The sequence below is a fragment of the Actinoallomurus sp. NBC_01490 genome (assembly GCF_036227085.1).
Taxonomy (GTDB): domain Bacteria; phylum Actinomycetota; class Actinomycetes; order Streptosporangiales; family Streptosporangiaceae; genus Actinoallomurus; species Actinoallomurus oryzae.
This window is the reverse complement of record NZ_CP109433.1, coordinates 4961055-4974381: the sequence shown is the minus strand read 5'-3', so window position 1 is coordinate 4974381 and position 13327 is coordinate 4961055. Positions and strand designations below refer to the sequence as shown.

Below are 13327 nucleotides of genomic sequence, written 5' to 3'. Positions count from 1 at the left end.
CCTATATACCCAGAAAGTGCCTGCTTCACAATTGCCACCGCCCCCGCGCACCCTGGTCACGGTGTGCTCACGGCGGCTCCGCGGTTGAGCGGGCACCGGTGGCCCCTGCGATCCAACCGGTGTGTCGGAGCGTGAGACGCCGTCGCGAACCCGTGCATCCACTCGCCGAAGGAGAATGTCATGATCTTGGTCACCGGTGCGTCCGGCAAGATCGGTTCGGAGGCCGTCCGACTGCTCGCCGAGCAGAAGCACCCCACGAGGGCCCTGGTGCGCGACCCGTCCCGCGCGCCCGGCGGGGAGGCCTGGAACGGCGTCGAGATCGCCGTTGGTGACTTCGACCGGCCGGATACGCTCGACGCGGCCATGCGCGGAATCGATACCGTCCTGCTCATCAGCCCGTCTGTGCCGGGCCAGGAGATCGCGGTGATCGACAGCGCTGTCCGGCAGGGCGTCGAGTACGTCGTAAAGATCACAAACCACAAGGCGTCGGAGGATTCCCCGGTCGACCGGCGGCGCGACCACGCACGGACTGAGGCGCACCTGAAGGGGACCGGGCTCGCGTACACACTGCTCGCGCCGAACCTTCTCATGCAGAATCTGTTCGCGGTCGCGCCGATGATCAAGCAGACGCGGGGTTTCGTGATGTCGGCCGGCGACGGGCGATTCGGGATGATCGACTCCCGTGACGTCTCCGCCACTGCGGCGGCCGTCGCGATGGCGCCGTCGCGGCACGCCGGGCGCGTCTACCCACTGACCGGACCCGAGCTGGTCACCTATGCCGATGTCGCGAAGGAGCTGACCGAGGCCCTGGGGCACGAGGTCGAGTACCGCCGGATCTCGCCCGACGAGCATCGGAGCGCCATGATCCAGGCAGGAGTTCCCGAGCCGGTCGCGACCTCCAACGCTCAGGTGTTCGGCCTGATCGCCGAGGGCGACGCTGCCTGGCTCACCGACGACGTCACCTCCGTCACCGGCGATCCTCCTCGCAGCCTGCGCACCTTCATCGCCGACCACGTCGGCGCCTTCGCATAGGGCCCGAACACGGCAAACGAAGGGGACGTCTCACCGCCGCGCCTCGTACGCGGCCCTGGGCGTCCCCGACGCGTGCACAGCCACGAACTCCTCGGCCTCCACCCCGGGACTAGGTCATCGTCTGTCCTGTTTTAGGGCGTTTTACGCGGGCACAGAAGGCTGGCAACCGCAACCCAGGAGGCAACCATGTCGACCGTCGCAGTGGTCGTCATCGTCATAGTCGTGCTCGTGGTGCTGGCCGTCGCCGGATACTTCGCCCGTGCGCAGGCGCGCCGACGCGGCCTGCGGCAGCGTTTCGGCCCCGAGTACGACCGCGCGGTGAAGGACCACCGGAGCACCCGCGAGGCCGAGCAGGAGCTGCTGGCCCGGCAGAAGCGCCATGACCGGCTGGAGATCCGCCCGCTGGCCCCCGAGGTGCGCGATCGCCACCTCGCCGAGTGGCGCCAGGTCCAGGAACGCTTCGTGGACGCGCCGGAGACCGCCGTCACCGAGGCCGACCGCCTCATCCACCAGGTGATGAGCGAGCGCGGCTACCCGACCGACGGGGGCTACGAGCAGCAGGTCGCGGACCTGTCCGTCGAGCACGCGGCCACGATCGACCGCTACCGGCAGGCCCATGACATCAGCGCCCGCGCCGGGACCGAGCAGGCCTCGACCGAGGACCTCCGGCAGGCCATGGTGCACTACCGGGCGCTGTTCACCGAGCTGCTCGACATCGGCGACGAGGCGGGGGCCGCGGACCGCGCCGCCGAGCCGGACGCGGCCGGGGCGCGGGCGTCGACGGGCACTCCCGCGGCCGAGCCCTCCGACGCGCCAAGCGAGACGGAGGAACAGGACGCGGAGGCCGAGCGGGCCGAGACCGCTCCGCCCGCGAGGAGCGGCGCGCGTACGAAGACCGGCGCGCGGGCGCAGGCCGCCGCCGAACGCGCCGAGACCGAGACGAAGGCCCGCGCAGGGACGACGGCCGGCCGGCGGACCGCGCGGCGCGACGGTGACGACGAGGGGGCGTAGGCGATGAACGGTCACCACGAGCGCTCACTGGACGACCCCCGCCCGCCGGCCGAGGACCGGCCCGTCGCCGGCCGGCCCACCTCTGCGGTCGGCCGCGCGGAGACGGCTGCCGAGACCGAACCCGTGGCCGCCGAGCCGCGGATCGGAGCCGACCCCGAGCCGGCCGTGGAGACGGCGGCCGACACGGCCGACGAGCCCACCGCGAACACCGAGGCCGCCGGGCCATGGAGCGAAGCCGACACCGAGCCGGCCGCGGAGACGGCGGCCGGGACGGCACCCACCGCGAACACCGAACCCGTGACCACCGGGCCATCGAGCGGAGCCGACGCCGAGCCGGCCGGGAGCGGGTCACGCCCGGCGGACGCCGACGAGCTCGCCGTCGACCGGCTCGTCGACGCGGACGCCGTCAGGCGGTTCCGCGAGCGCTGGCGCGACGTGAAGGGCGACTTCGTGGACGATCCGGCCGGCGCCGTACGGCAGGCGAGCGCCCTGTCGGGTGAGGCCGTGGACGAGCTCGTCGCGGCGCTGGGCCGGCTGCGGGGCCGGCTCGACGGCCACTGGGGCGAGGGCGAGGAGGCCGACACCGAGCGGCTCCGGGTGGCACTGCGCGGCTACGGCTCGCTGATCGACCGCGTCCTCGGCCACTGACGACGGGACGGACGGCGGCGGGCGCTCCGGGCGCCCGCCGCCTGTTCACGTCCAGCTCGGGCGGGGCGACGAGCGCCGGTCGCCTGGATCGCCCGGGTCCGCCGGAGAAGAGCCGTGGTGGCCATCGCCCCCCGGGCGGTGACCCTCGTCAGGCGCGCGGCGGGCCGTCCCCCGGCCAGACGAGAAGAACGCCGCACGGCGCGTGGTCGACGACGAAACGGGTGGCGGGACCGAGGCTCTGGGGACCGGGCGGCCCGGGAGCGCCGTCGCGTACGCACACGAGCAGGTCGGCGTCGCTCGCCGCCGCGACGACCTCGTGCTCGGGGACGCCGCGCTCCCACAGGCGGCGTACGGGACGGCCCATGCGTGCCTCGGCCTCGTCGAACAGCGCCGCGGCCTGCTCCTCCTCGATGCCCGCGAAGGCCTCGCCGGGCTCGTTTCCGGCCGGGCCGAGCAGGCCGGTGAGGGTGTCGGGCGCCACCGCGCCGCCGCCCTCGGTGACGAGGAGCAGCACGATCTCGTCGACGGCCATGCCGGCGACCGCGTCCACCGCGCTCTCCCATGCGGCAGCGGGATTGATCCACACCATCACGGCCACACGACCACGCTCCGAATGCCGACGGGAGGCGTCCCTGTCATGGTCCGCGGGCGTGCTCGGCCGCCGGGGACGGGCCGGCCGTTACCGCGCCGGTCCAAGGGCGCTCACGAATCCGCAAGGATGCCAGAAGTGCGGCGTTCGGGCACCGGCGTATCCGGACTCCGCGCGACGGAGCGGCTCCGCCCGGCCGGCCGCTCCGTGGGTCGTACGCGAAGGTCCGCAGGTCACACGCCGAGGAAGGCGGCCACCGCGTCGCGGCCCGCGTGGCCGAGCTCACGGTTCTGGATCGAGTGCGACGCGCCCTTGACGACGACGACCTTGCCGCCCGGAGCGTGCCGCGCCTCCTCGTAGGCCCACTCCGTCGGCGTGGACAGGTCGTGGTCGCCGGTCAGCAGGAGCACCGGCACGTCCGGCAGCCGGGCCGGCGGCTCCGCGGACGGCCGCGCGTGCCAGCGCAGGCACTCCTGGGTGAAGCCGCTGTCGGCGGCGGTCGCGCGGGTGTACGGCCAGAACCGGTCCGCCGGGATCCGGCGCAGAGCGGCGTCGAGGCGGGCCTGGCGGCCGGCCACCGGCGTGTCCGAGCGGCCCCACGGCCAGACGCTGTCGGAGCAGAACGCGTCGATGTGCAGGCCGGAGCTGTAACCGGCGAGGGCGTCACCGCCGGGTTTGAAGAAGGTGAGCAGTGCGTTCAGGCGCGAGGAGTCGCCGTGCCGGGCGGCGTGCAGCGCGCCGACGACGTCGCCCTGCCCATCGGGGAGGGCACCGGCGTTCCGGTACGTCGGGTCGGCGAACTCGTACGAGACGATCATGTCGAAGATCCGCACGCCGTCCGCGTCGCTCCGGTGCCGCACCACCCAGGCGAGGTCGGCGGCCGGGTCGAAGCCGCAGGCGGGCGCCGCCGCGCACGCGTCGCGCAGCACGCGTGCCTCGGCGTGCAGGCCGACGAGGTAGAGGCCGTCGTCGGCCTCGGGGTCGACGTGCGGCAGCACCGAGTCGAGCACGACCCGGCGGACGTGGGCCGGGTGGACGGCCGCGTAACGCGCCGCGGTGAAGGTGCCGTACGACACTCCGTCGACGACCATCTTGTCGACGCCGAGCGCCCGGCGCAGCCACTCGTAGTCGCCGACGGTCTGCTCGGTGCCGTACAGGCCCCTGCGGTCGCCGATGATGCCGGAGCACTGCCGGACCGCGGCGGGTGTCGGCGCGGCGATGTCGGAGCTGCCCACCTGCGCCTGGAGCAGCGGGCAGTCGATCGCGCCGTACTGGCCGGTGCCCCGCTGGTCCAGCAGCACGAACCGGTACTGCCCGGCGATCTTCGGGAGTCGCTGGTGGGCGATCCGGTCGGCGATCGACACGCCCGGCTGGCCCGGCCCGCCGCTGAGGAAGAGCAGGGTGCCCTTGGGCGCGTCGACGTTGTCGGCGGTCGCGACCTGCAGGTCCAGCGTGCCCGGCACCCGGCCGCGATGGTCGAGCGGCACGGTCAGGGTCGAACAGGTGAACCCGGGCTGGCCCTGGCACGGGTGCGGGTTCCGCAGCCTGGGCGTGGCGGCGGCCGGGTGCGGCGCGGGACTCGCCGGCGCCGGACCGGCCAGGACCGCCGTCAGCGCGGTCACCACGGCGGCGAGGAGTACCCGTGAGCGGGCGGATCGAGTGAACCGGCGAGTACAGGAGCGCATGCCGGATTGTCTGCGCGGAACCGCGTCCGGCGAAACCCGAGCGGCGCCGGAGGCGCGCTGGCCTGTTCCGGCCACGGCACCCGTCATGTCGATGAACAGTGGGTCTTCCAACGGTCCTTCCCGTACGCCACCGGCCGGACGGCCGAATTCATCCGCCGGCCCTTGACTGAATCCTGACTGGACTGGCAAGTCTCTAGACATGAGTACTCCCCGCAGGAGACTCGGTCTCCGCTCACTCGTCCTCGTACCCGCGCTGGTGACGGCGGGCCTGCTGGCCCCCGCCGCCCACTCGTCGGTGGCACCGCTGTCCACCGGCATCATCTGCCACTCGGCGCTGCCGCCGGAGGCCGATGACACCCTCGAGCTCATCGCCGAGGGCGGCCCGTTCCCGTATCCGCAGGACGGCGAGGTCTTCCAGAACCGTGAGGGCGTCCTGCCGCAGGAACCGCAGGGCTACTACCACGAGTACACCGTCAAGACCCCGGGCTCGTCCGACCGCGGAGCCCGGCGCATCGTCACCGCCCAGAGCGGCACGGACTACTACACCTCGGACCACTACGTGACGTTCGACGCCATCGACTTCGGCTGCTGAGAGGCGCCGGGCGCCTCCCAGGCCAAAACGCTCGCCGCGATCGGGCAATGAGTCGACGAAGTCGGCGCGTGATCGCGGCGAGCGGGCCGCCCCCGGTGACAGCGTCGGACGCAGTCGCTCTTTCATGGCGCTTTCTCAGGGGGTACGTCATGCGCACACTCACCGTCACCACGCTCGCTGCCGCCGGTCTGCTCTGCCTGGCGCCGGACGCGGGCGCCACGCGCGCCGGCAGTCACCTCACCGTCACCGGTCAGGCCAGCCAGCTGCGTCCCGTGGTCGGCGCGGTCGAGACCGTCCGCTGGACGGTGACCAACACCGGCGACGGGCACCTGGACCACGTACGGCTCACCGCGTCCGTACCGGCGAGCTGGACCGTCAAGGACGGGCCCGGCTGCACGCACGCGGGCTCGTACCTCCGCTGCGAGCTCGGCGGGCTCGACGCCGGCCACCGCGTCAGCGTCAACGTGCCGATGGTCGTCCACCGGCCGCTCGGCGCCGTCCAGCTCCGCGCCTCGGCCACCGGCTCCGTCGGCCGGCTCAGCGTTCCCGGCCCGGAGACCGCCTTCCAGGTCTTCGTCGTCGCGCGCCGTTAGGGCGCACCCGGCGACACGGACGCGGCCACCGGCGGTGGCCGCGTCCGGCGTGTCCGGGGTTCCGCCGGCGGAGCCGCGGCAGAGCGCTCGGGGCGGCGCGTCAGTGCAGGGTGCGCTCGAAGGTGATCGGCGCGGTCTCGGTCTGGTGCAGGTCGAAGACGAGGATCTCGTTGCGCCCGCGCCTGAGCCACGGCGCCGGGCAGTACAGCCGCCGTTGCGGGCCGATCTCCCAGTACCTGCCGAGATTGTGGCCGTTGACCCAGACCACGCCCTTGCTCCAGCGCGACATGTCGAGATAGGTGTCGCCGGTCGACCGCAGGTGCACGGTCGCCCGGAAGAAGATGCCGGGCCGCGACGGGGTCCGTACGCCGGGCTTCAGGGCCGCGACGAACCGGTCGTCCATCGGCAGGAGGAACACCTCCCAGCCGGTGAGATCGCCGGTCAGCGCGCCGGCGTCGCGCAACGCGACCGATTCCAGGATCCCCTTGCGGTCGACCAGGGCATGGCCGTAGTTGGTACGGCCCATTCCCTCCACGAGGATGTCCAGCCGCGGATGATCGCCGACCTGGGCGGCCGGCGGCAAGACGAGAGGCGCGTTGTCGTTCGTCACGTGCCGGGCCTCCGCGACGGTGTCGGGGATCAACGGCCTGGAGAAGCCACCCGCATACGTGTCGTCGAGGAAGACCGTGGCGTAGTCGTGCACCCACCGGATGTCGAGCGTGCCGCCGGAGTAACCTTCGAGCCTCCTGCGGTAGAGGATGAACCCGGAGTTCTGCCCGTACATCTCGAACGGCCGCGGGTCGACCGTCCGGTCCGCGGGCAGCGCGTCGGGCAGGTTGTCCCAGACGGAGGCGTACGGCGCCGGCTCGACCGTCGTTCCGGCGATCGAGGGGATCGGCGCCGGCACCGCCGGCAGAGGCTCCGGCAGGTAGCTCCCGATCAGGTCGCGGTAGGTCGTGTACCTCGGCGTCGCCACGCCCTGCTCGCTGATCGGCGCCTCGTAGTCGTAGCTGGTGATGTCCGGCTGGTAATGCCCGGAGGCATCGTCGGCGTTCGCCCCGGCGAAGAAGCCGAAGCTGGTACCGCCGTGGAGCATGTACAGATTGAAGGACAGACCGCCTTCCATGCAGGCCCTGATCGTGGCGGAGACGTCGGAGCCGGCGCCCTGGAAGGTGTCGTCGCCCCAGTGGGTCAGCCAGCCCGGGTACACCTCGCCCGCCATGGCCGGTACGGCCGGGTACGCCTCACGCGCCGCCGCGATCGATGACGCGTCACCGCCGCTCAGCGCGATCGCGCCACCGGGCACCTTGGTGTGGTTGCGCTCTAGCTGCGAGAGCCCGTCCTCGGTGTAGAAGGGACCGTCCACTCCATGGTCGATCCAGAGTCGCCGCAGCTCGGCGAGGTACTCCGCGTCATCGCCGTACGAGCCGTACTCGTTCTCGATCTGGACCATCAGGATGGGCCCGCCGTGCGCGACGAGCAGCGGCCTGATCCGTGGGGCGAGGTGCTCGATGTACCGCGTCACGGCCGCCATGTAGCGGGGGTCGTCGGCGGTCTTGACGCGCAGCCTGATGTCCGGGTGCCGCAGCAGGTAGGGCGGGATGCCGCCCAGGTCCCACTCCCCGCACACGTACGGACCGGGGCGCAACAGCACCCACATGCCCTCGGCCTGGCAGAGCCGGACGAACGCCTCCACGTCGCGACGGTCGGTGTGGAAGTCGAAGACACCGGGCCGTTCCTCGAGGTAGTTCCACATCACGTACAGCGCGATCGTGTTCATGCCCATGGCCTTGGCCATCCGGATTCGATGGCGCCAGTACCGGACGGGAATGCGCGCCGGATGCATTTCACCGCTGCGGATCTGGAACGGCCGTCCGTCGAGCAGGAACTGGCTGCCGTCGCCGGCGAAGCCGAACGTGTGCCCTTTCGTCCCGCCCGCCGTCGCCGCGAAGGCCGGATTGCCGGTCACCGCCATCGCGCTGAGCGCGCTCAGCGTGCTGACCTGCAGGAAGCGGCGTCTCTCCACGTTCTGCCTCCCTGGTGGCGCGTTGGGCAGGTGCGGCCGCCTTGGAAGCTAATACGGGGTTCGGTGCTTGTCCATGCTCGATTCCAGCCTGAATCGAGCACATACAAGCAATCCGGCGCCCGCGGTCACGCTCCCTCCGCGACCCGGCGCCATCCGCGCTCACGCAGGTCCGGGGTCTGGCGGACCGCCTTCGGACGCGCCCCCGACGAGCCCCGCACCGCCGCCGGATCGGGGCCGGCGCACGGACGAAGGCCGAAAGTGGTCGGACCCTTATCGGCCGTAGAGGGTTGACTCAATCGGCGATCCAGAACACGATCCGGGCCGTTCCGGCTACTGGAGTGCGAGGGAATGACGAACATCAGAAGGACTCACGCCATGGCGCCGGTGCTCGCCGTCGCGCTCGCGGTGCCCGCGCTCATCGCGGCACCCGCTCAGGCCGCCGAGTCCCGTTGCACCGGCCCGATACGGCCGTCCTCGGTCATGCCGATCGACTCCTGTGACGATGCGACGCGGATCGTCGACAAGGCCGCGAACATCGTTCCGCGGCCGGGGCAGGTCGCCTGGCAGCGCAATGAGATCGCCGCCTTCACCCACTTCGGCATGGACACGTTCACGAATCGCGAATGGGGCTCGGGCGCCGAGAACGAGACCACCTTCGATCCGCCCCGGGCCGACGTCGACCAATGGATGCGCGCCTACAAGTCGGCCGGCGCGAAGGAGGTCATGCTCACCATCAAGCATCATGACGGATTCGTGCTCTATCCGACCCGCTACAGCGATCACTCCGTCATCGCGAGCCCGTGGTGGGTGCGCACGGACGGCTGCCCGGACGCCGGCGCCGTCAGCGCCGCCCGTGCCCGGGCCGCCGCCGAACGCGATACCGACGCGTCGGCGTTCTGGCAGGTCCGGCACGCGGGATGCGAGAACCCGGGCGGCGATCTGCTCGGCGGCTACATCCGCGCCGCACGCGCCGCCGGACTGAAGGTGGGCGTCTACCTCTCCCCCGCCGACGGCGCGGAACTGCCGCACGCCTGGCACGCCGAATGGGTCCAGAAGATCATCGCCAAGCACGACGCGGGACAGCCCCTGAGCATCGAGGAACAGGCGACCTATGACGACCGCGACCGCGCCCCGGGCGGCATGGGACGGTACGGCGACGGCAGCGCCGTCGAACGGCGCACGATCCCGACGCTCGTCGGGAACGACGACCGGGCGAAGGCCGTCTCGACCGGGCGACTGCCGTCATTCACGGTGACCACCGACGACTACAACGCCTATTACCTGAACCAGCTTTATGAGGTGTTCACCCAGTACGGGCACATCGACGAATTCTGGCTCGACGGGGCCAATCCCTGGTCCGGCGCGGGAATCAGCGAGAACTACGATTTCACCGCGTGGTTCAAGCTGATCCATGCGCTTTCCCCGTCGACCGTCGTCTTCGGCGGCCCGCAGGGTGTCCGCTGGGTCGGCAACGAAAGCGGCGTCGCCCGCGAGAGCGAGTGGAGTGTCACGCCCGACACCGCGGATCCCCTGAGTTATCACAACGAATGGCTCCTCCCGGACGGCCCGGAGGCCGCCGACATCGGGTCGCGCGCCAGGCTCCTCGACCCGCGGGTCCGCTACCTCCAGTGGGATCCGGCCGAGGCCGACGTCTCGCTGCGGCCCGGCTGGTTCTTCCACCCCGGCCAGCGGCCCAAGACACCGCAGCAGCTCGTGAACCTCTATCAGTCGTCGGTCGGGCGCAACGCCGTCCTGCTGCTGAACGTCCCTCCGGGCCCCGACGGGCGGATCGCCGACGCCGACCTGGCCTCGCTCGCCTCCTTCGGCGACGCCGTCGATCAGACCTACGCCCGGAACCTGCTCGCCGGAGCGCGTCCCTCCGGGCTCGCCCACGCCCTGACCGACGCTCGCCTGGCCACATCCTGGTCACCGCCGCGGGGCGCCTCGACCGGAGCCTTCACCCTGGACCTGGGCCGGGCCCGTACGTTCGACCAGATCAGGCTCGGCGAGGACATCACCCGGGGCCAGCACGTCGAGGAGTTCGCGATCGACATGTGGAACGGCTCGGCGTGGCAGCGGCTCACCGCCGCCACCACCATCGGCTACAGCCGCATCCTCACCCTCCCGGCCCCGGTCACCACGAGCCGCCTCCGCGTCCGCGTCGAACAGTCGCGGGCGGTCCCGTACGTGACCTCCCTCGGTCTTCACCTCACCGCGCCGCCGCGCTGAGGCCACGGCCCATCCGTGCATCGACGGACTTCGTCTTGTCACCCGCCGAAGAAAGGCATGACATGTTGACAGGTAGCAAGAGAGCGGTGCGGTGGAGGTTCACCGGCCGCCGGCCCGCCCGCCCCGGTACGCGGATCGCGGCCGCGGGGGTCCTCGCCGGCTCGGTCGTCGCGGGCCTCGCCGTAGCCCCGTCCGCGCAGGCCGATTCCGCGACGCCCGTGCCGCGGATCGTCCCGGCGCCGGTGTCCATGAACACGGTCCCCGGGCAGTCGTTCACGCTGACCCGGCACACCAAGATCGTCGTCGGGTCGCGGTCGGCCGGCGTCGCCGGGGTGGCGGCGGCTCTGGCCGGGCTGGCGCGTCCCTCGACCGGGTACCCGCTGCCCGTGGTCGGCGCGGGCGCCGGCGTCCACGACGCCATCTCGCTGCGGCTGGCCGCCCTGCCGGGGCTCGGCACCGAGGGATACCGGCTGACGGTGTCCCGTGGCGGCGTCCGGCTGGAGGCGCCGACGGCGGCCGGGCTGTTCCACGGCGTGCAGACCCTGCGCCAGCTGCTGCCCGCCAAGGTGGAGAGTCACAGCGCGCAGCGGGGGCCGTGGACCGTCCCCGGCGTCGCGATCAGCGACTACCCCCGGTTCTCCTGGCGTGGTGCGATGCTCGACGTCGCGCGGCACTTCTTCACCGTCGATGAGGCGAAGCGGTACATCGACGAGATCTCGATGTACAAGATCAACGTCCTGCACCTGCACCTCAGCGACGACCAGGGCTGGCGTATCGCGATCAAGTCGTGGCCGCGGCTCGCGACGTACGGCGGCAGCACGGAGGTCGGCGGCGGCGCGGGCGGCTACTACACCCAGAAGCAGTACACCGACATCGTGCGGTACGCGGCGCAGCACTTCATCACCATCGTGCCGGAGATCGACAGCCCCAGCCACACCAACGCGGCCCTCGCCTCGTACGCCGACCTGAACTGCGACGGCAAGGCGCCGCCTCTCTACACCGGCACGAGCGTGGGCTTCAGCTCCGTGTGCGTGGACAAGGACATCACCTACAAGTTCTTCGACGACGTGATCGGCGAGCTCGCGAAGCTGACCCCCGGCTCGTACGTACACGTCGGCGGCGACGAGGCGCACAGCACACCGCTCACGGACTACGTGAAGTTCCTCGACCGGCTCCAGCCGATCGTGCACGCCCACGGCAAGAACATGATCGGCTGGAACGAGATCGCCCAGGCGGACGTGCAGGGCAGCCCGGCCACGCTGGCCCAGAACTGGAGCATCCTCGACGGCAACACACCGGCCGACGACCCGCTGGCCACCGCGGCCGTGCAGAAGGGCGTCCAGCTGATCACCTCGCCGGCGAACCACGCGTACCTGGACATGCAGTACGACGCGAACTCCCCGTACGGCCTGCACTGGGCCGGGTACGTCAGCGTGCAGAAGTCCTACCAGTGGGACCCGGCGACGCTGTTCAACGGCGTCACCGAACAGAACATCCGAGGCGTCGAGGCGCCGATCTGGAGCGAGACCCTCACCAACATCCATGAGGTCGAGTACATGGCCTTCCCCCGCCTCCCCGGCATCGCCGAGATCGGCTGGTCGCCGCGCGCGGGCCGTTCGTGGGACGAGTACAAGACCCGCCTCGCCGCCCAGGGACCGCGCTGGGCGGTCATGGGCATCAACTTCTACCGTTCCCCGGAGATCTCCTGGGACGGGCAGGACGCAGCGGGGTGACCAGGGCGACGGCGCCGGCGCCTCCGGGCCGGAGGCGACGGCGCCGTCGCGCCTCACGGTGGTCGATCGGCCATCGTCATCCGCATGAACGGACGACCGTGAGAGCGGTGATCTGGTTGAGCGGGACGGCCGTGAGGCGCGTGTCCGACGTCGCCAGCCGTATCCGGCCGTCGTCCGCCGAGACCAGTGCTCCACAGGTGCTGGTGGTCGCGGACTCTATCCGTAGGTAGGTGGGTGCGTCGGACGGCTTGGCCGGGGCCCACCAGCTCACGGCGACACCGGTCAGCAACAGCGTCAGCGCCGCGATGACGAGGCGGCGACCGGCATCGAGTTTGCCGATGGCTTCGGCGGCGATCGCGACGTGGTACGTCTCGACTGAGCCGTAGCCGCGGCGGAGGTCCTGACGGGTGGTGAGCCGATAACGCGTGCCGGCCTGCGCGGCCAGCACGCGCCACAGGCCGGCCACCGCGCAGGCGAGTCCGCCGCCGACGAGCAGCGTGACCGCGAGTCGCCAGGACACGGACAGACCCGCCGTGGTGTCGCGGCCCTTGATGATCACTCCGGTGGTGACGAGCGTGAGGAACGCCGTCAGGCCGTTCCGCCAGGCCTCCGCGCTGGACCGCACCTCCTGCAGGGACTGGCGGGCCATGGCGGCGAACGCGTCACGCTCGGCCAGGCTGCCCTCGCTGGGGGCGCTGCGTGGTCTGCGGGGACGGTAGGTCGGTTCGCTGTCGGCCGCCACTGTCACTCCCGCTCGGGGGCGGCGCCTTCGGGGACGGGTTCGAGTTCGACGCGGAAACTGACTCCGCAACCCGTGATGTCGGCCGGTGCGCCCGAATGGACGGTGCCGCATCCGCAGTTGATGTCGACGGGCTCGACATCCGTCGTATCGCGTGTCGTCGAGCCCGGCTGACGGCTGCCGGTCAGACCGGTCACCGCCGACAATGGTTGCCAGTCATCGATGTCATGCCCGCAGCGTGGGCATCGGCCCCATACGTGGGAGGCGAGAACGCCCGGACGGGGCTGCCGGATTTCGGCCCGCAGCCGCCCGCTTTCCAGCAACTCGAACGCGCGCTCGGTCCACGCGAACGCGGCGGTTTTTTCATATCGCTGAGCGGAGTCGGCGCTCGAATCATCGCTCATCGTGATCGCCTCCCGGAGGTCTGGCAGTAGCATCAGTATGGACGCC

Annotated in this window: 12 protein-coding genes; 7 read left to right on the top strand and 5 right to left on the bottom strand. The window is 71.5% G+C overall.

Going from position 1 to position 13327, the window contains the following annotated elements; translation table 11 throughout:
* The first annotated feature begins 180 nt into the window (after positions 1 to 180).
* The 3 genes from OG417_RS23505 (at position 181) to OG417_RS23495 (ending at position 2691) form a co-directional block, all read left to right on the top strand.
* Entirely contained in the window at positions 181 to 1032 is an 852-nt protein-coding gene (locus tag OG417_RS23505) for an SDR family oxidoreductase (RefSeq protein ID WP_329259943.1), read from the top strand.
* 186 nt (positions 1033 to 1218) lie between these two features.
* Positions 1219 to 2043, top strand: a complete 825-nt coding sequence (locus tag OG417_RS23500) for a hypothetical protein (RefSeq protein WP_329259940.1) — start codon at positions 1219 to 1221, stop codon at positions 2041 to 2043.
* A 3-nt stretch (positions 2044 to 2046) separates the two neighbouring features.
* The gene (locus OG417_RS23495; protein ID WP_329259937.1) at positions 2047 to 2691 is read left to right on the top strand and encodes a hypothetical protein; all 645 of its coding nucleotides are present in this window, start codon (positions 2047 to 2049) and stop codon (positions 2689 to 2691) included.
* Positions 2692 to 2839: 148 nt separating this feature from the next.
* Here the strand turns inward: OG417_RS23495 and OG417_RS23490 are convergent, their stop codons facing one another.
* Together OG417_RS23490 and OG417_RS23485 are read right to left on the bottom strand one after the other, a co-directional pair.
* Complete coding sequence (locus OG417_RS23490) at positions 2840 to 3280, bottom strand: universal stress protein (RefSeq protein WP_329262487.1); 441 nt, start codon at positions 3278 to 3280, stop codon at positions 2840 to 2842.
* Between the two features lie 233 nt (positions 3281 to 3513).
* A complete protein-coding gene (locus OG417_RS23485; protein ID WP_329259935.1) occupies positions 3514 to 4965 on the bottom strand; it encodes an alpha/beta hydrolase in 1452 nt (483 codons plus the stop codon).
* Between the two features lie 199 nt (positions 4966 to 5164).
* On the opposite strand from OG417_RS23485, the gene OG417_RS23480 reads away from it, so the two are divergent.
* Both OG417_RS23480 and OG417_RS23475 read left to right on the top strand, forming a co-directional pair.
* Complete coding sequence (locus OG417_RS23480; RefSeq protein WP_329259932.1) at positions 5165 to 5557, top strand: ribonuclease; 393 nt, start codon at positions 5165 to 5167, stop codon at positions 5555 to 5557.
* 149 nt (positions 5558 to 5706) lie between these two features.
* Positions 5707 to 6150, top strand: coding sequence for a hypothetical protein (locus OG417_RS23475; protein ID WP_329259929.1), 444 nt, complete (start codon positions 5707 to 5709; stop codon positions 6148 to 6150).
* A gap of 100 nt (positions 6151 to 6250) precedes the next feature.
* On the opposite strand, the gene OG417_RS23470 is transcribed toward OG417_RS23475, so the two are convergent.
* Positions 6251 to 8176 carry a beta-galactosidase gene (locus OG417_RS23470; RefSeq protein WP_329259927.1) on the bottom strand — a complete coding sequence of 642 codons (1926 nt, stop codon included), beginning with the start codon at positions 8174 to 8176 and terminating at the stop codon, positions 6251 to 6253.
* A gap of 375 nt (positions 8177 to 8551) precedes the next feature.
* Between OG417_RS23470 and OG417_RS23465 the strand changes: the two genes are divergently transcribed.
* The gene (locus OG417_RS23465) at positions 8552 to 10405 is read left to right on the top strand and encodes an alpha-L-fucosidase (protein ID WP_329259923.1); all 1854 of its coding nucleotides are present in this window, start codon (positions 8552 to 8554) and stop codon (positions 10403 to 10405) included.
* Between the two features lie 86 nt (positions 10406 to 10491).
* Positions 10492 to 12138: a beta-N-acetylhexosaminidase gene (locus OG417_RS23460; RefSeq protein ID WP_329259920.1), complete on the top strand. Its 1647-nt coding sequence runs from the start codon at positions 10492 to 10494 to the stop codon at positions 12136 to 12138.
* A 76-nt stretch (positions 12139 to 12214) separates the two neighbouring features.
* Here the strand turns inward: OG417_RS23460 and OG417_RS23455 are convergent, their stop codons facing one another.
* On the bottom strand, positions 12215 to 12880 hold the full coding sequence (locus OG417_RS23455; protein WP_329259917.1) for a hypothetical protein: 666 nt from the start codon (positions 12878 to 12880) through the stop codon (positions 12215 to 12217).
* A gap of 2 nt (positions 12881 to 12882) precedes the next feature.
* Positions 12883 to 13281 carry a hypothetical protein gene (locus tag OG417_RS23450; RefSeq protein WP_329259915.1) on the bottom strand — a complete coding sequence of 133 codons (399 nt, stop codon included), beginning with the start codon at positions 13279 to 13281 and terminating at the stop codon, positions 12883 to 12885.
* Positions 13282 to 13327: the final 46 nt, after the last annotated feature.